The organism is Streptomyces venezuelae, from assembly GCF_008642275.1.
Taxonomy (GTDB): domain Bacteria; phylum Actinomycetota; class Actinomycetes; order Streptomycetales; family Streptomycetaceae; genus Streptomyces; species Streptomyces venezuelae_E.
In genome coordinates this window covers 343,314-365,122 of sequence record NZ_CP029189.1, presented here as the reverse complement: position 1 = coordinate 365,122, position 21,809 = coordinate 343,314, and the positions used below count along the sequence as shown (strand labels likewise).

The following is a 21,809-nucleotide window of genomic DNA, read 5'->3' as shown; positions in this document are numbered from 1 at the left end:
GCCCGCCATGTTCCCCTCGCCCTCCTCCGTGCCGCCGACCCGGCCGGCCGGCCCGCCCCGGCACCACCTTCCGGCGGCCCCGCCGCGTCATGCGCTCGGCCTCGGGATCGCCCTCCTCGCCCTCGTGTTCCTGGCCGGGCTGCTGCTGCGGCTGGACCCGCGGCCCTTCTTCCAGGGGCTCGACGACCGCTGGGCGGCCTCGGTGAACGACACGGCCGTCGCGGGATCCCCCGACGGTGACGACCTCGGGCTGTTCACCACCGTCCTCGACCGGCTCGGCGGCCCGCTCGGAATGGTCCTGCCGCTGCTGGTCATCGGCTGCCTGTGCGTCTACGGACGCTGGCGCTCGGGGTTGTTCGTCTTCACGGTCACCGTCGTCGCCAACCTCGTCGTGCTCCTGCCCCTCAAGCAGGTGGCCGACCGGCCCCGCCCGCCGCACCCGTCGGTGCTGGTCAACGACGGCTCGTACCCGTCCGGGCAGGTGTTCGGCGCCGTGACGCTGGTGGTCGCCGTCGCGGTGGTGCTGTTCCCGCCGCGTGCGCGACGCTGGTGGTGGGCGTTCGGAGCCCCGTACGTCCTCGCCATGATGGGCAGCCGGACCTGGCTCCACGCCCAGTGGCTCAGCGACACCGTCGCCGGCGCCCTCGTCGGCGTCGGAGCCTGCCTCGTGCTGTGGCGGGTCTTCGCTCCGCTGCTGGAGGCGGAGGCGGAGCGGATGGCCTCGAACAGCCTCTGGCTGTGAGGCGTACACCCCGGCATCCGGGAATATTGAGCATCATTGACGTCCGGCAAATTTACGCAATACTCTCGACCGGTGGCGCGCACCCGGCGCGCGGCAGCGAGGAAGGAACGGCTCATGCCTCACCCCCCAGGCCAGGACCGGACGGTGGTGGACCTGCCCGCAGGCCGCCTGCGCGGAGCGCGCGAAGGCGGGCTCACGGTCTTCCGGGCCGTGCCCTATGCCGCCCCGCCGGTCGGTGACCTGCGCTGGAGGCCCGCGCAGCCGCACGCGGGCTGGAGCGGCACGCGGGACGCCACCGCCGAGGGCCCGAGCGCGCCGCAGATGTACCTGGAGGGCGGCGATCCGGTGCTCGGCGGCCACGGGTCACCGCCCTTCGACGAGGACTGCCTGACCCTGAACCTCTGGACGCCCGCCGCCGACGACGCCCGGCGCCCGGTCCTGGTCTGGATCCACGGCGGCGGTTTCGTGTCCGGCTCCGGCTCGCTGCCCGGCTACTCGGGCGAGACCTTCGCGCGTGACGGCGACCTCGTCGTCGTGAGCATCAACTACCGCATCGGGCCGCTCGGTTACCTCTACCCGGGCGACGGGGAAGGCGACCCGGCCGGCGAGGGCGGGAACTTCTGGCTCACCGACCAGCTCGCCGCCCTGCGCTGGGTGAAGGAGAACATCGCCTCCTTCGGCGGTGATCCGGACTGCGTCACCGTCGCCGGGCAGTCCGGCGGTGCGGTGTCCACCGCCGCCCTCGCCGGCCACCCGCAGACCGCGGGCCTGATCAGGCGGGTGATCCTGCAGAGCCCGCCCTTCGGCCTGGACCTCCCCGGCCCGCAGGCGTACCTGGAGCGCACCGCCGCCTACCTGGAGCTGGCCGGAGCCAAGGATCTGGCGGAGCTGCGCACGCTGCCCTGGCCCGAGCTGATCGGGGCGGGCGCCGGGCTGTTCGCCCGGACCGTGCGCTGGGGGTACTGGCCGACACCCTTCCTGCCCGTGATCGACGGAGTCACCCTCTGCGGGCACCCCGCCGAGGCCCTGCTGAGCGGGGCCGCGGCCGGTGTCGACGTCATGATCGGCTGGACGCGGGAGGAGGCCAACTTCGGCTTCGCCCTCGACGAGGGGTACGCCGCCGCCACCCGGGAGCAGGTCACCGAGCGGATCGCGGAGACCTTCGGGAACGAGGCCGCGGAAGGCGTGTACGCGGCGTACGAGCGGGCCCGGCCCGGAGCCCGTCCCGCCGACGTCCTGATGGACCTCGTCACGGACGAGCTCTTCCGGGTGCCGGCGGTGCGGCTGGCCGAGGCGCGCGGCGGGACGGACCGTCCCGTATGGGCCTACCAGTTCGACCTGCCCACCCCTGCGTATGAGGGGCGTCTCGGCGCGGCGCACTGCCTCGAACTCCCTTTCGTGTTCGCCAACTTCGACCGCTGGTCGCACGCACCCTTCCTGGCCGGCCTCGCCCCCGCCGTCCGCGACGGGCTCGCATGCGCCATGCACCGGGCCTGGATCGCCTTCGTCCGTACCGGCGACCCCAACCATCCCGGCCTGCCGCGGTGGCGGCCGTACGACACCCGCACCCGCACCACGATGCGCTTCGACTCGGTCGTGACCGCCCTCGACGACCTCGCGGGAGCCTCCAGGCTCCTGCACGCCCCCGACCCCTTGATTTGACTCGTGTAACCTGAGAAGGAAGGAGTCACCCGAAGGAATCCGGTGCGCGAACCGGTGCTCGATCGGATGCCCGCCCGAGCAGAAGGAGCGACGAGGGTCGTCATGGCCAGAGACACGCACGTCCCCGCATCCATCACCAGCGCCGACGTGGCCCGCCTCGCCGGGGTGTCACGTGCCACGGTTTCCTTCGTCCTCAACGACACCCAGGGCCACCGGGTGAGCGCGGGCACCCGTGCCCGGGTGCTCGACGCGGCCAAGCAGCTCGGCTACGTACCGCACGCGGCCGCCCGGTCCCTGCGCGCCGGCCGCAGCAACCTCGTCCTGATGCCCTCGTCGATCTCCGCGATCGGCCGCCTCGTCAGCGACTGGGTCGACGATCTGCACAGCGAGCTCGACCGCTTCGGCTACACGGCCGTCCTGCACGCGGGCCGCTTCGCCGACCCTCTCGACGCCGCCCGGGCCTGGGCCGAACTGCGCCCCGCGGCCGTTGTGGCCCTGGACGGCGACCGTTTCACCGCCCAGGCGGCCGAGGTGCTGGCCCGTGCGGGGGTGCGCGGCCTGCTGGCCTTCGCGTCCCACCCGGTCGAGGGAGTGCACACCGTCGACTTCGACCACACCCGGATCGGTGCCACCGCGGCCGAGCACCTCATCGCGCGTGGCCGGACCCGGATCGGCGTGGTCATGCCCCAGGAACGCGGCCTCGGCACCCTCGCGGAGCCCCGCCTCGCGGGCGCCGAGTCGGTGGCGGCCCGGCACATGGCCACCGTCACCCCGGTGGAACTGTCCTACACCCTGGAGTCCGCCAGAGCCCTCGCCCGCCGCTGGCGCGGCCTCGGTCTGGACGCCGCCTTCACCTACAACGACGAGTACGCCGCCCTGCTGCTGCACGCGCTGCAGGCCGAGGGCATCACCGTGCCGGACGAGGTCGCCCTGGTCGGCTGCGACGACCTGGTCCTCTCCGCGCTCCAGCAGCCGGCGCTCACCACGGTACGGCTGGACATGCCGTCGGCCGCGCGGATCGCGGACGCCGTGCACGAGCTGATCGAGACCGGTACGGCGGCGCCGGTGCCGGCCGTGAACCCGGTCCTGGTCCACCGCCTGACCTCCTGAACCGTTCGTATGCCGTGGCGATGCTGTTGACGTGGATAGCCGAGGTGGCGCACGAGCCCCTCGTGCTCGAACCGGCCGACCGGCAGGCGGAGCGGGAGACCAACACCTGGTTCCTGAGCGCGGCGGAAGGGGACAGGGCATCGCTGTCCGTCTCCCAGCTGGTGGCGGCGTTCGAGCGGACCGCCACCGCCATCCGGGGCCGCGTGCGCGGGCTGGGCTTTTCCGGGGCGGCGACGTTCTACGTCTGGCACGACGGGCAAGCCGGTCAGCTCCGCTGCTCGACCGGTTCCGTGTCCCCGGACGCCTTGCCGTTCGGATGCGACTACACGCCCTGCACCGAACTCGGTCCGGTGATCGAGGGGTTCCTGGGGTTCCTGGCCGACAGTGAGCCGGGGACCATCGCCCGGGCGGACCTGGAAGAGGTGGAGGACGACCCGGCGGGGACCGACCCCGAACCGGAGTACGCACCCCTTAAGGTCTGGGTCAGCAGCGTGGGAACGTCCCCCTGACCGAAGGCCTGTTGGCTCATGTGTCGCTCTGCCGCCGGTCGGAAGCCTCCTCGCACCGAACATGACGCCTTCGGGCGAAGCACCGCAGGAACGAGCGAGGCGACTGGTCGTGGTCGTGCAGGCTCACGCACGCGATGCCGAGAAGGCGTTGCCCGTTGGACCACACCACCAGGAGGAACCGGTGCCGTACCCGCAACCGCCCACCCCCGAGGAGAAACTCGCCGACGCGAAGCAGCTGTTGAGACTTCCGTCCATCGTCGTGATCTGCGGCTCCACCCGCTTCATGACCGAGATGAACGAGGCCGATCTGCGGGAGACCACAGCCGGAAGGATCGTCGTCAAACCGGGCGTCGACATGAAGTCGCCGCACGGACTCTGGTCCGATCCCGTCGAGGCCGAGGCGCTGAAGGCCCGACTCGACGGTCTGCACCGGGCGAAGATCCGGCTCGCCGACGAGGTGCTCGTCGTCGGCGGCTACATCGGAGACAGTACCCGAGCCGAAGTCGCCTACGCCCGGTCGCTGGGCAAGCCCGTGCGGTTCACGCACCCCGAAGCCGACCCTGATGCCTGACCACCCGCCGCCGCCCCCTCACTCTGGGCAGGCATCCCCTGATCCTGATCAGCCAGTGCAGGGCGGCCGGTGCCGGCATTGCGGTCCGGTCTCTCGTGTGTGCAGCGGGGGCGGCCGTGCGTCGTCGGTGGGGACGGGCGGGCCGAGAACGACCGGTTGCGGGCGTTCGCCGGCCGACCAGTTCCGGCGGGGGTCCGTCCGGGGAGCCGTCCCGGATCCCGGCCGGGCCGACCCCCTGGCTCAGCGGCCGTGCGTCCGGCTCACGTGGTGCCCGCGCCCGCGGCCGCCCCCCGGCGGTCGTGGGCGCGGACACGTTCCCGGGCGAGTGCCGGACCGAACAGCCACCACACCAGCAGTCCCGCCCCCGCGCCCGCCGCGGCCCCGGCCACGGTGTCGCTGAGCCAGTGCGCGTGCAGCCAGGTACGGCTCCACATCATGGCCAGCGTGAAGGCCGTGCCACCGATCCACCACGCCCGCCGACGGGCGGCCGGGACCAGCAGTGCGCCGAGGACGACGACCAGGAGTGCCGCCGTGGCCGCATGACCGGACGGGAAGGAGCCGTGGTCGACACGGACCAGCGGGTCGGCCGGACGCGGCCGGTCCACCAGGTGCTTGAGGCCCTGGACGACGAGCATGTTGCCACCGAGGTGGGCCGCGAGCAGGAATCCGGCCGAGAGCCGGCGTCCGCGGACCAGCAACAGGATCAGCAGGGAGAGCGGGACCACGACCCCGACCGGCCCGCCGAACAGGTTCAGGGCCGTGGCGGCGGCCCGGTACAGCCCCTCGTGGGGGCCGCCCATCCAGGTCAGCCACCGGTCGTCCAGCCCCTGGAAGGGCGGATGCGCGGCGTCGGCGCGGACGACGAGGGCCGAGGCCACGGCCGCCCCGAGCAGCAGGATGCCCGTGACGAGGACGCCGCGGCCGGGCGGCGCCCCGGTCTCGGCGCGTCGGCCGGTCCCACCGGACCGCTGGGGTTCGCGGGGTCTGTCGTACGGGGTGCCGGCGGTGGTGGGGAGCGGGTTGGCGGACATGGCTGCCTCTCGTGACCGCGGCGGGGGCCCGCGGCCGGGTGCGCTGTGAAGGGAGCGTGGGGGAAGGGAGCGTGGGGGAAGGGAGCGCGGGGGGAAGGGAGCGCGGGGGCGCGGGCGCGGCCGCGCCCCCGTGGCGGAACAGGGGTGCGGGACCGGCGCCGTCAGGCTCCCGCGCCGAGGTGCCGGGCGAGGAAGGCGACGCCGCCCTCGACGATGGCGGGGATGTCGCAGGACCCGAGGAAGATGTGGTCGGCACCCTCCACGGGCTGCAGGGTGACCTCGCCCCCGGCGCTCCGCAGGGCCGCGGCGAGCGCCTCGCTCTGGCTGTACGGGACCAGGCCGTCGTGCGTCCCGTGCACCAGCAGGAACGGCGGCGGGGTGGAGCCCCCCGCGTACGTCACCGGACTCGCGGCCCGCGCCAGGTCCGGCCGCTGGGCGACGGTGGCGCCGAGCAGGGCCTCGTAGGGGTCGGGGAAGTCCGTACCGGGCAGGACCGGCATGGGGTGCTCGGCCAGGGTGACGAGGTCGGAGACGCCGTACCAGTCGACGACGGCGCGGACCCCGGTCTCCCCGGAGCCGACGCCCTCCGTGCCCTCCAGCGCCGCGCCCTGCGGGCTGTCGGGGCCGACGAGGCCGGCCAGGGCGGCCAGGTGGCCGCCGGCGGACTCGCCCCAGACGCCGATCCGGTCCGGGTCGATGCCGAGGTCGCCGGCGAACGCGCGGACGTAGCGGATCGCGGCCTTCACGTCGTGCAGCTGGGCCGGGAAGGACGCTTCGAGGCTGTGCCGGTAGTCGACGGAGACGAGGGCGATACCGGCCCCGAGTACCGCACCGTGCAGCAGGCCCACGGGGACGGTCGGCGGCGGGTACCGGCGGTCGCCGTCCAGCCAGCCGCCGCCGTGGATCCAGACGATCGCGGGGAACGGGCCTTCGCCGGCGGGCACCTGGACGTCGAGGAGCCGGGGGCGGAAGCCGGGCGTCGTCGCGTAGGTGATCCCGTCGAAGCGGCGCACGCCGTCGGTGCCCGTCACGGCCGGTACGGGGGACCGGTACGGCGGGGGCGGCCAGGTCATGTCGGCGATGTCGATCCCGGCGGGGGGAGGTTGCGTCATTGCTGCCCTTCCAGTGTCGGCGGTGTCCCGGTGGAGCACCGGCTCCGTGGCCGGCGGGGTGGACGAGGGCTTCGCGCCGTTTGTCCGGAATGCTTGCGCGGCCACCGGGGGAGGCGTACGTTGTTACACGTGTAATCAAGGACTCTAGCGACGCGTTTCCGCTGACCACAAGCCCGGAATCGATCCGGATTCGGACTCGGTGACACGAGCTGCCGCGGTGGCGGCGTCGCCTTCCCCTCCGGGAGCACTTCATGCTCACCCTCCCCGACACCTCCGCGGCTCCCGCGGTCCGGACCCTCGTCCACTGGGTCTCCGATCCCGTCGCCGCGAGCGTTCCGCAGGTCAGGTCGCGGGTGCGCACCGCCCTCGACGGCTGGCGGATCCCCGCGGACGTGACGGACGCGCTGCTGCTGGCCGTCAGTGAACTCGTCGGGAACGTGGTCCGGCACGCGGATCGCGCCGGACGGGTGCGCGTCGCCGTCGCGGAGGGCGGGGGCTGGCTCCGGCTGGAGGTCGCCGACCGGGGTGCCGGGCTGCCGCGGCTGCCGGCGCCCCGCGCGGAGGTCGATCCCGAGTCCGAGGGTGGGCGCGGGCTGCTGATGGTCCAGCTGCTGGCGGCCGAGCTGGGCGGTGAACTCTCGGTCGTGGCGCGCGAGTTCGGCAAGTCGGTCCGGGTGCGCCTCCCTCTGTCCTGAGGTGCGGCCGGGGGCGTTCCGGGCCGTCCGGGAGGGGGTGGCGAGGCTCATGACCCCGCCGCAATATCGCGAGATGTTGACGGGCGACAAATATTCGACATACCTTGCACCCATCTCCCCGCTGCTCCCTGATCGAGGTGCCGCCCCATGGAGCTCTCCCCTTCCGCGTACGCCGATTCCTTCTGTCGTGATCGGCTTCCGCCCTTCTCTCTCTGGCCCGAACTCCACTTCGAACTACCGGAGTTGGAATACCCGGACCGGCTCAACTGCGCCCGGCGCCTGCTCGACGACGCCGTCGAGCGGCACGGCCCCGACCGCCCCTGTCTGCTCACCCCGACCGAGCGCTGGACGTACGGCGAACTGCAGCACCGCGCCAACCAGGTCGCCCAGGTCCTCACCGAGGACTTCGGTCTCCGGCCCGGCAACCGCGTCCTGCTGCGCGGCCCCAACAACCCCTGGCTCGTCGCCGCCTGGTTCGGCGTCCTGAAGGCCGGCGGGGTCGCCGTCACCACCATGCCGCTGCTGCGCGCCGGTGAGCTCGCCGAGCTCACCGACATCAGCCGGCCCTCGCTCGCCCTGTGCGACCACCGTTACGCCGACGAGCTCGACCCGGGCCGCCGCCCCGGTTCGCCCGCCGCCCTGCCCGTCCTCACCTACGGGGGACCCGGCCCGGAGGACCTGGCCGCGCGCTGCGCCGCCAAGGACGGCCGCTTCACCACCGTGGTCACGGCCGCGGACGACGTGGCGCTGATCGCCTTCACCTCCGGCACCACAGGCCGCCCCAAGGCGACCCTCCACTTCCACCGCGACGTCCTGGCCAACGCCGACACGTTCTCCCGGCACGTCCTCAAACCCCGTCCGGACGACGTCTTCACCGGCACCCCACCGCTCGCCTTCACCTTCGGGCTCGGCGGACTGGTGGTCTTCCCCCTCCACGCCGGGGCCGCGACCCTGCTGATCGAGCAGGCGGCCCCGCTGCAGCTGGCCGAGCTCGTCGCGGAGCACGGTGTGACCGTCCTGTTCACCGCGCCCACGGCCTACCGCGCGATCATGGAGGCGGGGGCGGCGGACCGGCTGTCCGGGCTGCGCCGCTGCGTGTCCGCCGGCGAACCGCTCCCGGCCGCGGTCTGGCACGAGTTCCATGCCGCCACGGGCCTGCGGATCATCGACGGCATCGGTGCCACCGAGATGCTGCACGTCTTCATCTCCGCTGCCGACGAGGACATCCGGCCCGGATCCACCGGCCGTCCCGTCCCGGGATACCGCGCCGCCGTGGTCGACGAGAACGGCGACCGGGTCCCCGACGGGCAGCCCGGGCTGCTCGCGGTCACCGGTCCCACCGGATGCCGTTATCTGGAGGACCCGCGCCAGGCCTCGTACGTCAGGAACGGCTGGAACATCACCGGCGACACCTACATCCGCGACGCCGAAGGCTACTTCTGGTACGTCGCGCGCAGCGACGACATGATCGTCTCCTCCGGATACAACATCGCCGGCCCCGAGGTCGAGAAGGCCCTCGCCACGCACCCGTACGTCGAGGAGTGCGCGGTCGTCGGGGCCCCGGACGCCCGGCGCGGCATGCTCGTGAAGGCGTACGTCGTCCTGGGCGCCGGTGTCCCGGCCGACGGGTCGACCGTCCGCGAGCTCCAGAGCCACGTCAAGCAGACCATCGCCCCGTACAAGTACCCGCGCGCCGTCGAGTTCGTCACCACGCTCCCGCGTACCGGCACCGGCAAGCTACGGCGCGGTGAACTGCGTGAACGGGCCCGAAACGACGCCGTGTCCACCGCCGTGTCCACCGCCGTGTCCACCGCCGTGTCCACGGGCGTGCCCACGGGCGTGTCCACCGCCGGGTCCACCGCGGCGCCCGCGGCCCCGGTGCCCGCCGGGCCGGCCGGCGTCGTCGTCGAACGCCGCGTCGAGTGGACCGACACCGACGCCGCCGGTCACTACCACCACTCCACCGTCGTGCGCTGGGTCGAGGCGGCCGAGGCCGTCCTGCTCCAGCGCCTGGGCCTGTCCCACCTCTTCGGCAGCACACCCCGGGTCCACTTCGAGGCCGACTACCGCGCCCGCCTCTGGTTCGGGGACGCCGTGCGCACCGAACTCAAGGTCACGAAGGTCGGCACGGCCTCCCTGCACTACGCCTTCACCGTACGGGGCGCGCAGGGCGGTGAGGCGGCCACCGGGCGCATGGTCGTCGCGCACTCGGCCGCCCACGCCACCGGGTCGACCCCCTGGCCCGCCGAGGTACGGGAGCTGCTCGGCACGGCGGGTCCGCAGGAACCGGAACTACTCACCACCGCACCACCGTCAGGAGGCACGCCGTGCGCGTCGCAGTCATAGGAGGAGGGCCCGGCGGACTGTACTTCGCGGCCCTCACCAAGCAGCTCTCCCCGCACTGGGAAGTCACCGTCTGGGAACGCAACGCCCCCGACGACACCTTCGGCTTCGGGGTCGTCTTCTCCGACGAGACGCTCGACGGCATCGCCCAGGCAGACCGCGAGATCTACGAGGCGATGTCGGCCGAGTTCGCCCGCTGGACCGACATCGACGTCCGCCACCGGGGGAGCACCCTCACCTCGGGCGGCCACGGCTTCGCCGCCCTCGGCCGGCAGCACCTCCTGCGCATCCTCCAGCGGCGCTGCGCCGACCTCGCGGTGGACGTCCGCTACCGCACCCAGTCCCCGCCCGCCGCCGAACTCGCCGCCGGCTACGACCTGGTGGTGGCGTGCGACGGCGTGCGGTCGGCCACCCGTGCCGCCTACGCCGACACCTTCGCCCCCGACCTCGACGAGCGCTCCGGCCGCTACATGTGGCTCGGCACGGACAAGGTCTTCGAGGCCTTCACCTTCATCGTCGACGAGCAGGAGTTCGGCACCCTCCAGGTGCACGCGTACCCCTACGACGCGACCCGCTCCACCTTCATCGTGGAGATGACGGAGGACGCCTGGCGGCGCGCCGGGTTCGCGGAGTCCGACGGCCGCGACCTTCCGCCCGGCACCAGCGACGAGGACAGCATCAGGCGCTGCGAGGAACTCCTCGCGGGCCATCTCGACGGCCACCGCCTGATCCCCAACAACTCCAAGTGGCTGCGCTTCACCACGGTCCGCAACGGGACCTGGCGGCACCAGAACGTCGTCCTGCTCGGCGACGCCGCCCACACCGCGCACTTCTCCATCGGCTCCGGCACCAAGCTCGCCATGGAGGACGCCCTCGTGCTGGCGGCCAGCCTGCACGAGCACCCGGACGTGCCGACCGCCCTCGCCGCCTACGAGGACGAGCGCAGGCCGGTGGTCGAATCCACCCAGCGCGCGGCCCAGGCCAGCCTGGAGTGGTTCGAGCGCATCGACCGGTACACCGGTCAGGAGCCGCACCAGTTCGCCTTCAACCTCCTCACCCGCAGCCGCCGGGTCACCTACGACAACCTGCGCGTGCGCGACGAGGGCTTCACCACCGCGGTCAACCGCTCCTCGGCCGTGCCGCCGATGTTCCGCCCCTACCCGCTCGGCGGACTGCTGCTGCGCAACCGCGTCGTCGTACCGCCCACCGCCCTGCACACCGCGCGCGAGGGGATCCCCGGCGACTTCGACCTCGTCCACCTCAGCACGCAGGCCGTCGGCGGCGCCGGGCTGGTGCTCGCCGGAATGACCGCCGTCAGTGCCGGAGGCCGGGCCACCCCCGGCTGCCCCGGCCTGTGGAACGACGAACAGGAGGCGGCCTGGCGGCGCCTCACGGGCTTCGTCCACGGCCAGAGCGACACCTGCCTCGGCATCCAGCTCACCCACGCCGGTCGCCGCGCGGCATCCCACGGCGGCGGGCAGCCGCTCGCCGCCTCGGCCCTGCCCTGGGACGAGCGGGGCCCCGTACCGCGCGAGGCCGACCGGGCCGACATGGACGCGCTCGTACGGGACTTCACGGCCGCGGCCCGGCGGGCCGACCGGGCGGGATTCGACGCGCTGGAACTGCAGTACGGGCACGGCCATCTGCTGTCGGGCTTCCTGTCCCCGCTGACCAACCTGCGCACCGACGCGTACGGCGGCGATCTGGACGGCAGGCTGCGCCTCCCCCTCGAAGTGCTGGGTGCCGTACGGGAGGTGTGGCCGGCCGGCAAGGCGCTGCTCGTACGGATCTCCGCCGCCGACTGGGCCGAGGGCGGTACCACGGAGGCCGACGCCGTCGCGATCGCGGGCGCGCTCGCCGGGGCGGGCGCCGACGCCATCGACGTCTCCACCGGCGAGGTCGTCGCCCACGAGGAGCCCCGCTACGGCCGCAGCTACCAGACCCCCTACGCGGACCTCATCCGCAACGCCACCGGAGTCCCCACCATCGCCGTCGGCGCGATCTCCACGTACGACGACGTGAACTCGATCATCCTGGCCGGCCGGGCGGACCTGTGCGGCGTGGGCCGCGCCCAGCTCCACGACCCCCTGTGGACCCTGCACGCCGCGGCCGCCCAGGGCTACCAGGGCCCGGCCGCGCCCTGGGCCCGCGCCTGGCGGGCGGGCAGCGGACGGCCCCCGTCGGCGCGGACCGACCGGATCCCGCCGCGCCTGGAGCTCCTGCGACAGCCCGCCGAGTCCGTCCACCGCCGCTGGCGGCCGCGTGCGGCCGTGCCCGCCCACCGATGAGCCGGAGGTGCCCGCGCACATGAACAGGGACCACCTGCCCCGCTTCACGGCGGCGGCCGTCCAGGCCGCGCCCGTCTACCTCGATCCCGCCGCCACCGTCGACAAAGCCGTCGCCCTGATCGCCGAGGCCGCGGCCCGGGGCGCCGAACTCGTCGTCTTCCCCGAGGTGTTCGTCCCCGGCTACCCGTACTGGAACTGGACGATGAACCCGGTCCAGGGCTCCCCCTGGTTCGAGCGGCTCCAGCGCGCCTCCGTCGACGTTCCCGGCCCGCACGTCGACACCCTGCGCGCGGCGGCCCGCCGGCACGGCGTCGTCCTCGTCATCGGGGTCAACGAACGGGCCGCGCACAGCCTCGGCGTCCTCTACAACACCCTGCTCACCATCGGCCCCGACGGTGAACTGCTCGGTGTGCACCGCAAGCTGGTGCCGACCTGGGCCGAAAAGCTCACCTGGACCGGCGGCGACGGCAGCTCGCTGGTCGTCCACGACACGCCCGTCGGCCCGCTCGGGGCACTGGCCTGCGGCGAGAACACCAACACCCTCGCCCGCTTCGCGCTCCTCGCCCAGGGCGAACTCGTCCACGCCTCCTGCTACATCGCCCTGCCCGTGGCCCCCGCCGACTACGACATGGCCGACGCGATCGCCGTCCGCACCGCCGCCCACAGCTTCGAGGGCAAGGTCTTCTCCGTCGTCGCCTGCTCGACCGTCTCCCCGGAGATCGTGGACGCCGTCGCCGGGGACGACGAGGAGCTGCGCGAGCGGTTCACGCGCCCGCGCAGCGCCCTGTCCGGGATCTTCGGCCCCGACGGCCGCCCGGTGACCGAACCCCTCGTCGACGACGAAGGCATCGTCTACGCCGAGATCGACCTGGCCCGGTGCATCCAGCCCAAGCAGATGCACGACATCACCGGCCACTACAACCGCTTCGACGTCTTCCGCCTCGAAGTGGACAACCGCCCCCAGGCCCCGGTCACCTTCACCGCGACCGCCGCGACCGCCGCGACCGCCGCGGCCCCCCGTGCTTCGGCCGCTCCCACCGCCCCGGCCACCCCCGCCACTCCCGCCGTTCCCGCCGTTCCCGCCGCTTCAGAGGAGGACGAATGACCATCGAGCAGGACGACACCATGCTCGGCCGTGCCCGGGTGCCCGACACCCCCGAGCTCAACCGCTACTACGAGGAGCTCGCCACCCTCGACGCGGGCGCGCTGTGGACCGTCGCCAACGACATCGAACCCTGGTACCCGCAGCCCCGCTCCGTGCCCGTGCTGTGGCGCTACGCGGACCTGCGGCCGCTGGTCCACAAGGCCCTCGCGCTCGTCGAGGGCGACGACGCCGGCCGCCGGGTCGTCATGCTCGTCAACCCGGGCCGCAAGGAGGTCAGCGCCGCCGCCGGACTCCTCTACACGGGACTCCAGATCATGGGACCCGGCGAGGCCATGACCGCCCACCGCCACCAGGCCGCCGCCCTGCGCTTCGTCCACGAGGGCACCGGAGCCTGGACGATCGTCGACGGCCAGAAGCTGAAGGTCGGCCCCCGCGACTTCGCCATCACCCCGAACGGAACCTGGCACGAGCACGGCAACGACGCCGACGACGCCCCCGTCATCTGGCAGGACGGACTCGACATCCCCCTGGTCAACGCCCTGGACGCCGGGTTCTACGAGGTCCACCCCGAGCTGTACCAGACCCCCGGAAAGGTCGTCGACTCCTCGGTCCTGACCTACTCGGCGAACCTCCTGCCGTACGGCTCCGAGAAGTGGACCCGTCCGTACTCACCCCTGCTCGCCTACCCCTGGGAGCCCACGTACGAGGCCCTGCGCCGCCTAGCGAAGGCGACCGAGGGTTCCCCGTACGACGGGGTCGTCGCCGAGTACACCAACCCGGTCACCGGCGGCCCGGTCATGCCCACCATGAGCGCCCGCATGCAGCTGCTGCGCCCCGGCCAGGCCACCCTCGCCCACCGCCACACCGGCTCGGTGATCTACACGGCGGCCAAGGGCCACGGCGTCTCGGTGATCGCCGGACAGCGCTTCGAGTGGAAGCAGGGCGACATCTTCTGCGTCCCGTCCTGGGCCTGGCACGAGCACCACAACCTCGATCCGGCCGAGGACGCCTGCCTCTTCTCCTTCGACGACTTCCCCGTCATGCGCTCGCTCGGCTTCCACCGCGAAGAGGCGTACGCCGACAACGGCGGCCACCAGCCCACCCCCTGAACCGCTCCGCCGTACCGGACGCCGCCGGCCCTGACACCGGCCCCGGTACGGCGGAGCCCCGGTCCGGGCGGTGCACCGCCCCGCACCGCCCCGACCGGCGCCCCCTCTCTCACGCAAGGAGCCCCCATGCGGCTGCTCAGCTACACCCTCCACGATGCCTCCGTGCGTCTCGGCGCACAGGTCGACGACCTCGTCGTGGACCTCACCACCCTGGCCCGGCGGGCCTGCGCGCACCTGCCCCTGGACCTGCTGTCGTTCATCCAGGCCGGCCCGTCCGCCCGGGAGACCGCGCGCGGACTCCTGGCCGCCGGACCCTCGGCCTGGCCCGCCGAGGCCGTGCACCGCCTCGAAGACGTCACCCTGCGCGCACCCCTGCGCCCCGGAAAGATCATCGGGGTCGGACTCAACTACACCGAGCACGTCGAGGAGTCCAGCCGCAGCCTCGACACCGACAAGGACCTGCCACCGCGCCCCGTCCTCTTCGGCAAGCCCGCCACCGCCGTCACGGGCCCGGGCCAGCCGATCCTGCACGACGCCGACCTGACCACCCAGCTCGACTGGGAGTGCGAACTCGCCGTCGTCATCGGTCGCCCCGCCTTCCGGGTGAGCGAGGAGCAGGCCTACGACCACGTCTTCGGCTTCAGCATCGTCAACGACATCAGCGCCCGCGACCAGCGCCGCTCAGGCCAGTGGTTCTTCTCCAAGGGACAGGACTCCTACGCCCCCTTCGGCCCGGTGGTCGTCACCCGCGACGAGATCCGGGACCCGATGGCCCTCGACCTCTCGCTGCGCGTCAACGGCGTCACCAAGCAGAAGTCGAACACCCGGCACATGCTCTTCCCGATCGCCCGCCTCATCGCCGACATCAGCTCCGGCATGACCCTGGAACCCGGAGACGTCATCGCGACGGGCTCGCCGTCCGGTGTCGGCGCCGGCATGGTCCCGCCCGAGTTCCTGCGGCCCGGCGACACCGTCGAAGCCACGGTCGAAGGAATCGGCACCCTGACCAACCCCGTCGTCGACGCCCGCTGAGGAGCGAACATGTCCCCCCGCACCTACCGCATCGGCCAGATCGTGCCGAGCTCCAACGTCACCATGGAGACGGAGGTCCCGGCCATCCTCCGGGCCCGCCAGGCCGTCGCACCCGACGAACGCTTCACCTTCCACTCCAGCCGGATGCGCATGACCCACGTGACCCCGGAACAGCTCAGGGCCATGGACGCCGACTCCGACCGCTGCGCCATGGAACTCTCCGACGCCCGGGTCGACGTGCTCGGCTACGCCTGCCTGGTGGCCATCATGAGCATGGGCCTCGGCTACCACCGCACCTCGGAGCAGCGCCTGCACACCCGGACCGCCGAGAACGGCGCCCCCGCCCCGGTCGTCACCAGCGCCGGAGCCCTCGTCCACGGACTGCACACCCTCGGTGCCCGGAAGATCGTGCTGCTGGCCCCCTACATGCGCCCGCTCACCAGGACCGTCGTGGACTACCTGACGCACGAGGGCATCGAGGTCCTGGACCACCAGGCCCTGGAGATCCCCGACAACCTCGACGTCGCCGCCCACGACCCGGCCAGGCTGCCCGGTCTGGCACGGGAGCTGGAGTACGCCGATGCCGACGCGGTCGTGCTCTCGGCCTGCGTGCAGATGCCCTCGCTCGGCGCCGTCGAGGAGGCCGAGCAGCTCCTGGGCAAGCCGGTGGTGTCCGCCGCGGTCTGCACGGCCCACCAGCTGCTGCGGTCCCTGGACCTGGACGCGGTGGCACCGGGGGCGGGCCACCTGCTCTCCGGCGCGTACGCCCGGACCCCGCTGCCGACTGCCTGAGCCCGGCGGGGCGGCGGGGTCCAGGGGGAGCTGGGACGGCTGCCGGCGCCGAGCGCGCGGCCCCGGCCCCGGCTGCCCCTGACCAGCACGGCCCGCGCGGGTGGGGCGCCCCGGACCGGCGCTCCCGGATCCCGCCGGGCCCGAGGCCCCCGGCACCGCGCCGGGGTACGTCCCGTACGCGGGCACGGGCGCCCCTCCGTCCTGCCATGAGCCTCCCTTCGGCCCTGGCGGGCCCGGCGAGGCCCAAAGCGTCGGACGCCGGAGGGCTTTGTCGACAAGGCCCGAAGGAGACGGCCGGGACTTCGGGCCGTCAGGGGTCCGCACACGTCCCCGCCGCCACCGGTCCCGAAAGCCCGGGTGACCGTGCGTCAGGTCCGGGCGTCCGCTCCCGGCAGGATGATCGTGACTCCGCCCCCGGCCGCCGTTCCCATGGCGGCCAGCGCCGCCGGGGCCGCGTCGAGCGGGATCGTCGAGGTGACCAGCAGGTCCGGCCGCAGCACCCCGCCCCGGACCATCTCCATCATCGGCGGGTACGCGTGCGCCGCCATGCCGTGGCTCCCGAGGAGCTCCAACTCCCAGCCGATCACCCGGTCCATCGGCAGGGCCGCCGCGCCGGCCGCCGCCGGCAGCAGTCCCACCTGCACGTGCCGTCCGCGCCGCCGCAGCCCGGCCACCGACGCCGCCGCCGTGGCCGGGGATCCCAGGGCGTCGAGGGACAGGTGCGCGCCCCCGCCGGTCGCCTCCCGGACGGCCCGCACGGTGTCGGCGCCGTCCCGGGCGTCCACGCAGTGCACGGCGCCGAACGTCCGCGCCAGATCCAGCGCCCCCGGCGCGGTGTCCACGGCGACCACCCGGGCCCCGGCCGCCGCCGCGATCATCACCGCGGAGAGCCCCACCCCACCGCAGCCGTACACGGACACCCATTCGCCCGCCGCCACCCGGCCCCGCGCCACCACCGCCCGGAACGCGGTCGCGAAGCGGCAGCCGAGACCGGCCGCCGTCGCGTACGAGAGCTCCTCGGGCACGGCCACCAGGTTCACGTCGGCGTGGTCCAGGGCCACGTACTGCGCGAAGGACCCCCAATGGGTGAAACCGGGCTGCGTCTGCCTGGCGCACACCTGGTGGTCACCGGCCGCGCAGTCGGCGCAGCTCCCGCAGGCGCACACGAACGGCGCCGTGACCCGGTCGCCGGCCCGCCAGTTCACGACGCCGGTCCCCACGGCCTCGACCACACCCGCGAGTTCGTGCCCGGGGACGTGCGGCAGCACGATGTCCGGGTCGTGCCCCATCCAGCCGTGCCAGTCGCTGCGGCACAGCCCGGTGGCCTCCACCCGCACCACCACGCCGCCCGCCGGCGGAGCCGGCTCCGCCACCTCCCGTACCTCGGCCCGCTCGCCGTACCGCTCGAAGACCACCGCTCGCATGGATCCCGCCCTCCGCTCGACCGGACGGCACGCTACCCGGTCTCAGGGCGCGCCCTCCCCGGCGCGGGCCAGCGCCATCACGCCCGCGCAGATCAGGGCGATGCCCAGCAGCTGGGGGAGCAGCCACCAGCCCGACCGCAGGTGTTCCTCGTACAGCACCACCCCCAGCGCGATGCTGATGCTCGCGTCGCCGAGCGTCAGCGCGGGCTGCGAGGCGACCAGCGGGCCGCCCTGCATGGCGTGTTCCAGCAGGAGCAGGGCGCAGATGCCGCTCGCCCCGAAGGCGTACGTCTCCCAGGTCGTCAGGAAGGCGACAAAACCGTCGTCGTCGAGGACGTGCACCGCGGACTTCATCAGCGCTGCGGTGAGCGCGTAACAGACGGCCGTGGCCGCGCCCAGAGCGCCGGCCCGGGCGCGGCCCGGCGGCAGCCGCAGCCCGGCCACGGCCAGGGCGGCCACGACGACCGCGCTCGCCGTCAGGGCCACCACCCAGCGCTCGGGCGGCACGTCCGTCCGGTTGCCCATCGGCGAGGCGGCCACGAGCGCGACCCCGAGCCCCGCCACCACCCCCGCCACGGCCAGCCACAGCGCCCGCGGCAGCCGCTGCCGCGTCATCAGCGAGGCGATCAGCAGCGCGAGCGGCAGCTCCAGCACGAACAGGGGCTGTACGAGCGCCAGCGCGCCGGTGGCCAGCGCGAGGGCCTGCCCGGCCCCCGCCGCGATCACGGCCAGGATGCCGCCGATCCACAGCGGGCGCCGCAGCAGGTCGAGGACCAGACCGATGCGGAAGCCGTCGCTCTGCGGCACGGTGAGCGCCGCGCGCCGCTGGAGCACGGTGGCGAGCGCGTTGCTGAACGCCGCGAACAGCGCGAAGAGGACCGGCAGGACGACGCCCATGCCCCGATCCTCACGGCGCCCGCCGCCCCCCGGCGCCACGACACCGGGCCACGGCCGTCCTGCCCCGCGCATTCCCCCGTCCGGACCTGCCCGGCGGCCGGCACGATCCGAAGGAGACGCCTACACCCGCCCCGCGGCCCGGCGCAGGACCAGCTCCGCGAGCGCCTCCGGGGCACCGGCCTGGCCCCGGACACCGGGGAAGGCGTTGACGTCCACGATCAGCGGCGTCCCGCCGCCGGTGTCGATGACGTCCACCCCGTAGACGTCCAGGGCGAAGACCGCACCCACCTCGCGCACCAGAGGGGCCCAGCCGGACGGCAGTTCCGCCAGCGGCAGGGGACGGGTGGGGCCACGGCCCCCGGGGGAGAGCTCCGACCGGCGCAGGGCCGAGAACACCTGGTCCCCGATGGCCCACAGCTTGTGGTCCCAACCGCTGTTGGGCGCGTACTCCTGCACCACGACCGGCTCGTTCGGCCACTCCCGGGCCAACTCCCGCAGGCGGGCCGTGTCGTCGACGCGGGCGACGAGGTCGCCGCGGCGGCTGCGCCGGCTCTTGACCACCACGGGGGCGTCGATCCGGGCCCCGGCCGCCCAGGTGCCGAGGCAGTCGTGGGTACGGGTCCCGGCGAAGGGCAGTCCGGCCCGCCGGGCGAGCTCGGCCATCTCCGTACGGTCCTGGCACAGCGCGGTGGCCGAGGCGGAGTTCAGCACGACCGCTCCGCGCCGTTCCAGGCAACGCGCGAGACCCAGGGCGTGCGGGGTCCGCGACTTCAGCAGGTACACCTCGGCGAGCGGCAGCGGGACGTCCCCGAGGGTGACCGGGTCGAGGACCTCCACCTCGTGTTCCGGTGCCAGCAGGGCCGTGGTGTCCGCCAGCAGCGGATGCCCGGGATCCGGGGTGATCAGACCGATCTTCACGCGCCGTCGCCCCCCATGGCCGAGACCTGCGCCGGAATCGGCAGGGGCAGCGGACGGGGCAGCGCCACGGGTTCCGGCGGCTGTGCGCGGCCGCCCGCCCGCGCCAGTTCCAGGACCGCCCGGGCCACCCGTGCGGCCGCGTCCGGCACCTGACGGAAGCTCGGGAAGTCGTTCACGTCGACGACCACCGGCCCGTCCGGGCCCAGCAGCACGTCCACGCCGTACAGGTCCAGACCGTAGACCGCCCCCACCTGGGCGGCGATCGCCGCCACCTCGGCCGACAGCGGCACGCGGCGCTCCCGCACCGACGGGTCGGGGTGCAGCGGCGAGCACCGTTCCGTCGCGAACAGCTCCCCGCCGACCGCGTACACCTTGATGTCCGTGCCCGAGTTGGGTACGTACGGCTGGGCGATGAGCAGGCCTTCGCCCGCGAGTACGGGCAGCAGCGCCTCCAGCCGTTCCGGCGAGGACACCAGGTGCACGGCCCGCCCCGAGCTGCCGTCGGCGGGTTTGACGACGAGCGGGTACTCCGCCGCCGGGACCTCCCTGAGCAGTTCGGGGACGGCCACGGCGTACGTCGGCGGCAGCGGGAGCCCCCGGCCGCGCCCGAGGGCGGCGGCCAGCGCCTTGTCCCGGACGCCACGGATCGACCGGGCGTCGTTGACGGTGGTCGTCCCGGCCGCGGCGGCGGCTTCGAGCAGCGTCAGACCCGGGCCGCCGGACACCGTCTTGAGGACCCACGCGTCGTGCGCACCCGCGTCCACCACCTCGGTCATGCGCAGGAGCGAGCCGCCCGGGCGCACGACGTCGACCTGGTGCCCCCACGCGGTCAGCTGCCGGATCACCTCGTTCGGCATGCCGTCGTGGCGGTAGTGCTCCTCCACCAGGAAGCAGAGCCTCATGACCTTCCCCAAATTTCCCGGACGTCCGCCGATACCGTCCGGCGAGTTGTGACGCCACAGGATGTCATGGACCGCAATGTGATGATCGGTCCGGCTGTGGGCTTCCTTGTAGGCTTCCCGTTTCGGCTGGGCGGGGGAGGACGGGACATGGGTGACCGGCGGACCGATGTGATGCATGCGCTGACGTACAACAAGGCGGCGCCCGCGGACGTGCTGCTGCGGCTGCTAGGTCAGGAGGACGAACACCTGCGGCGAGAGGTTGCGCGGCGCGCCGTTCTGCCGCAGGAAGTGATCGAGGCCGTTCTGGTGCACCCGGACCGCCGCGTCCGGACCGCCTTCGCGGAGAACGCCGACGCCGACCCCGAGCAGCGGGCCCGGCTGGTCGACGACCCGTCCAAGTCGGTCCACTTGATGCTCGCCGTAGGTCCCATGCCCTACCGGCGGCCGGTGCCGCCCTTGCCCGACTGGGCGTACGAGCGGCTGCTGGACCACCCCGAGGCCCTGGTGCGCCAGGAGCTGTTCACGTGGGCCGGGCCGCCCGCCCACGTCCTGGCGGGGCTCGCCGGTCACGAAGATCCGATGTTCCGCCTGGCAGCGTGCCGCGGCGCATGGCACGAGCTGCCCGGCGCGGCGCGCGATCGCCTGCTCCACGACGACGACCGCGAGGTGCGGCTCGCGGCCGCCGAACAGGTCTGCCGCGAGGACGGGGAACGGACCGCCTGGCTCATCGGGGAACTGGCCGATTCGTGGCGGGTGCAACGCGTGCTGGAGACCGGCCGGCTCACCCGGGACCTCGCCGAACGCCTGGTCGCCGAGGGCGAACACCTTCCGGCGCTCGCCGGTAACCCCTCGCTTCCGCCCGACCTCGTGGCACGCCTCGCCGCCGACCCCGACCCGGCGGTCCGGCTGGTCGTGTCCGCCCGCCCCGAGCTGAGCGAGGCCGAGCGTGCCGCCGTTGACTACACCGTGGACGCCGAGGCGCGTCTGGGCACGCTCGACTGGGTGTGGGAGCGGCGCGAGGACGCCGAATTCCTGCGGCAGTGCGCCCGGTCCGCGCACACCTGGCTGCGCCGCAGCGCGGCGGTGTGCCCGGGGCTGCCCGCCGACGCCGTCGAACTGCTTGCGGCGGACGAGGACTTCGCCGTGCGGCTGCTGCTCGCCGAGTTCCACCCGGAGCCGCCCCCCGAGCTGCTCCTCGACCTCTACCTGAACGGCACCCACCGGTCCGTGGCCATGCTCGTCACCCGGCCGGGTTTCCCCGCCGCCGGGCTCGCCGCCCGCTTCGGCGACTCGCCGGACCCCCAGCGCCGACTGCTGGCCCTGCGCGACCCCGGCCTGGAACCGGAACTCCTCGACCGCCTCAGCCGGGACCCCGCTACGCGCGGCTCCGCCGGCCGGGACCCCCGGCTCCCGCTGGCCCGGATCCGCGAGCTGCTCGCCGACCCGGAAACCGCCCCCGCCGCGGCCGCCAATCCCGCGCTCCCGCCCGAGGACATGCGCCGGCTGCTGGACCGGGCGGAGGTGCCGGAAATCCGGATGAATGATCGTACAAACGGCTGCTAGGTTG

19 protein-coding genes and 1 pseudogene are annotated in these 21,809 nt (G+C 73.7%); 14 read left to right on the top strand and 6 right to left on the bottom strand.

From position 1 onward, the window contains the following. Positions 1–7 precede the first annotated feature (7 nt). The 5 genes from DEJ51_RS01575 to DEJ51_RS01555 all read left to right on the top strand — a co-directional run bounded on the left by DEJ51_RS01575 (position 8) and on the right by DEJ51_RS01555 (position 4,594). The gene (locus DEJ51_RS01575) at positions 8–742 is read left to right on the top strand and encodes a phosphatase PAP2 family protein (protein WP_150255592.1); all 735 of its coding nucleotides are present in this window, start codon (positions 8–10) and stop codon (positions 740–742) included. A gap of 114 nt (positions 743–856) precedes the next feature. Then, positions 857–2,404, top strand: coding sequence for a carboxylesterase/lipase family protein (locus DEJ51_RS01570; protein ID WP_150255590.1), 1,548 nt, complete (start codon positions 857–859; stop codon positions 2,402–2,404). A 102-nt stretch (positions 2,405–2,506) separates the two neighbouring features. After that, the gene (locus DEJ51_RS01565) at positions 2,507–3,514 is read left to right on the top strand and encodes a LacI family DNA-binding transcriptional regulator (protein ID WP_150255588.1); all 1,008 of its coding nucleotides are present in this window, start codon (positions 2,507–2,509) and stop codon (positions 3,512–3,514) included. A gap of 20 nt (positions 3,515–3,534) precedes the next feature. Further along, on the top strand, positions 3,535–4,023 hold the full coding sequence (locus tag DEJ51_RS01560; RefSeq protein ID WP_150255587.1) for a hypothetical protein: 489 nt from the start codon (positions 3,535–3,537) through the stop codon (positions 4,021–4,023). 181 nt (positions 4,024–4,204) lie between these two features. Beyond that, a complete protein-coding gene (locus tag DEJ51_RS01555) occupies positions 4,205–4,594 on the top strand; it encodes a hypothetical protein (protein ID WP_190620123.1) in 390 nt (129 codons plus the stop codon). Positions 4,595–4,854: 260 nt separating this feature from the next. On the opposite strand, the gene DEJ51_RS01550 is transcribed toward DEJ51_RS01555, so the two are convergent. Then, positions 4,855–5,625: a phosphatase PAP2 family protein gene (locus DEJ51_RS01550; protein WP_150255583.1), complete on the bottom strand. Its 771-nt coding sequence runs from the start codon at positions 5,623–5,625 to the stop codon at positions 4,855–4,857. A gap of 161 nt (positions 5,626–5,786) precedes the next feature. Continuing rightward, entirely contained in the window at positions 5,787–6,737 is a 951-nt protein-coding gene (locus tag DEJ51_RS01545; protein WP_150255581.1) for an alpha/beta hydrolase, read from the bottom strand. Positions 6,738–6,988: 251 nt separating this feature from the next. Here DEJ51_RS01545 and DEJ51_RS01540 point away from each other — a divergent pair, with 251 nt between their 5' ends. From DEJ51_RS01540 to DEJ51_RS01510, 8 genes and pseudogenes are all read left to right on the top strand, one after another. Beyond that, positions 6,989–7,432, top strand: a complete 444-nt coding sequence (locus DEJ51_RS01540) for an ATP-binding protein (RefSeq protein ID WP_150255579.1) — start codon at positions 6,989–6,991, stop codon at positions 7,430–7,432. A gap of 147 nt (positions 7,433–7,579) precedes the next feature. Continuing rightward, positions 7,580–9,193 (top strand): annotated as a pseudogene (locus DEJ51_RS01535) (AMP-binding protein); the annotation flags it as partial. 18 nt (positions 9,194–9,211) lie between these two features. Then, entirely contained in the window at positions 9,212–9,778 is a 567-nt protein-coding gene (locus tag DEJ51_RS34840; protein ID WP_223836123.1) for an acyl-CoA thioesterase, read from the top strand. Then, the gene (locus tag DEJ51_RS01530) at positions 9,760–12,063 is read left to right on the top strand and encodes an FAD-dependent monooxygenase (protein ID WP_150255576.1); all 2,304 of its coding nucleotides are present in this window, start codon (positions 9,760–9,762) and stop codon (positions 12,061–12,063) included. Before DEJ51_RS34840 ends, DEJ51_RS01530 begins: the two co-directional genes overlap by 19 nt. Before the next feature lie 19 nt (positions 12,064–12,082). After that, positions 12,083–13,168, top strand: coding sequence for a carbon-nitrogen hydrolase family protein (locus tag DEJ51_RS01525; protein WP_150255574.1), 1,086 nt, complete (start codon positions 12,083–12,085; stop codon positions 13,166–13,168). Continuing rightward, a complete protein-coding gene (locus DEJ51_RS01520; protein WP_190620121.1) occupies positions 13,165–14,277 on the top strand; it encodes a cupin domain-containing protein in 1,113 nt (370 codons plus the stop codon). Before DEJ51_RS01525 ends, DEJ51_RS01520 begins: the two co-directional genes overlap by 4 nt. 126 nt (positions 14,278–14,403) lie before the next feature. Then, positions 14,404–15,309, top strand: a complete 906-nt coding sequence (locus DEJ51_RS01515; RefSeq protein ID WP_150255572.1) for a fumarylacetoacetate hydrolase family protein — start codon at positions 14,404–14,406, stop codon at positions 15,307–15,309. 9 nt (positions 15,310–15,318) lie between these two features. Next, entirely contained in the window at positions 15,319–16,101 is a 783-nt protein-coding gene (locus DEJ51_RS01510) for an Asp/Glu racemase (RefSeq protein ID WP_317852305.1), read from the top strand. A 368-nt stretch (positions 16,102–16,469) separates the two neighbouring features. On the opposite strand, the gene DEJ51_RS01505 is transcribed toward DEJ51_RS01510, so the two are convergent. From DEJ51_RS01505 to DEJ51_RS01490, 4 genes are all read right to left on the bottom strand, one after another. After that, positions 16,470–17,525, bottom strand: a complete 1,056-nt coding sequence (locus DEJ51_RS01505; RefSeq protein WP_150255571.1) for a zinc-binding dehydrogenase — start codon at positions 17,523–17,525, stop codon at positions 16,470–16,472. Positions 17,526–17,567: 42 nt separating this feature from the next. Next, a complete protein-coding gene (locus DEJ51_RS01500; RefSeq protein ID WP_150255569.1) occupies positions 17,568–18,422 on the bottom strand; it encodes a DMT family transporter in 855 nt (284 codons plus the stop codon). Positions 18,423–18,542: 120 nt separating this feature from the next. Next, the gene (locus DEJ51_RS01495) at positions 18,543–19,340 is read right to left on the bottom strand and encodes a RimK family alpha-L-glutamate ligase (protein ID WP_150255567.1); all 798 of its coding nucleotides are present in this window, start codon (positions 19,338–19,340) and stop codon (positions 18,543–18,545) included. After that, entirely contained in the window at positions 19,337–20,242 is a 906-nt protein-coding gene (locus DEJ51_RS01490; protein WP_150255566.1) for a RimK family alpha-L-glutamate ligase, read from the bottom strand. Before DEJ51_RS01490 ends, DEJ51_RS01495 begins: the two co-directional genes overlap by 4 nt. A 147-nt stretch (positions 20,243–20,389) precedes the next feature. Between DEJ51_RS01490 and DEJ51_RS01485 the strand changes: the two genes are divergently transcribed. Further along, positions 20,390–21,805, top strand: coding sequence for a hypothetical protein (locus tag DEJ51_RS01485; protein ID WP_150255564.1), 1,416 nt, complete (start codon positions 20,390–20,392; stop codon positions 21,803–21,805). Positions 21,806–21,809: the final 4 nt, after the last annotated feature.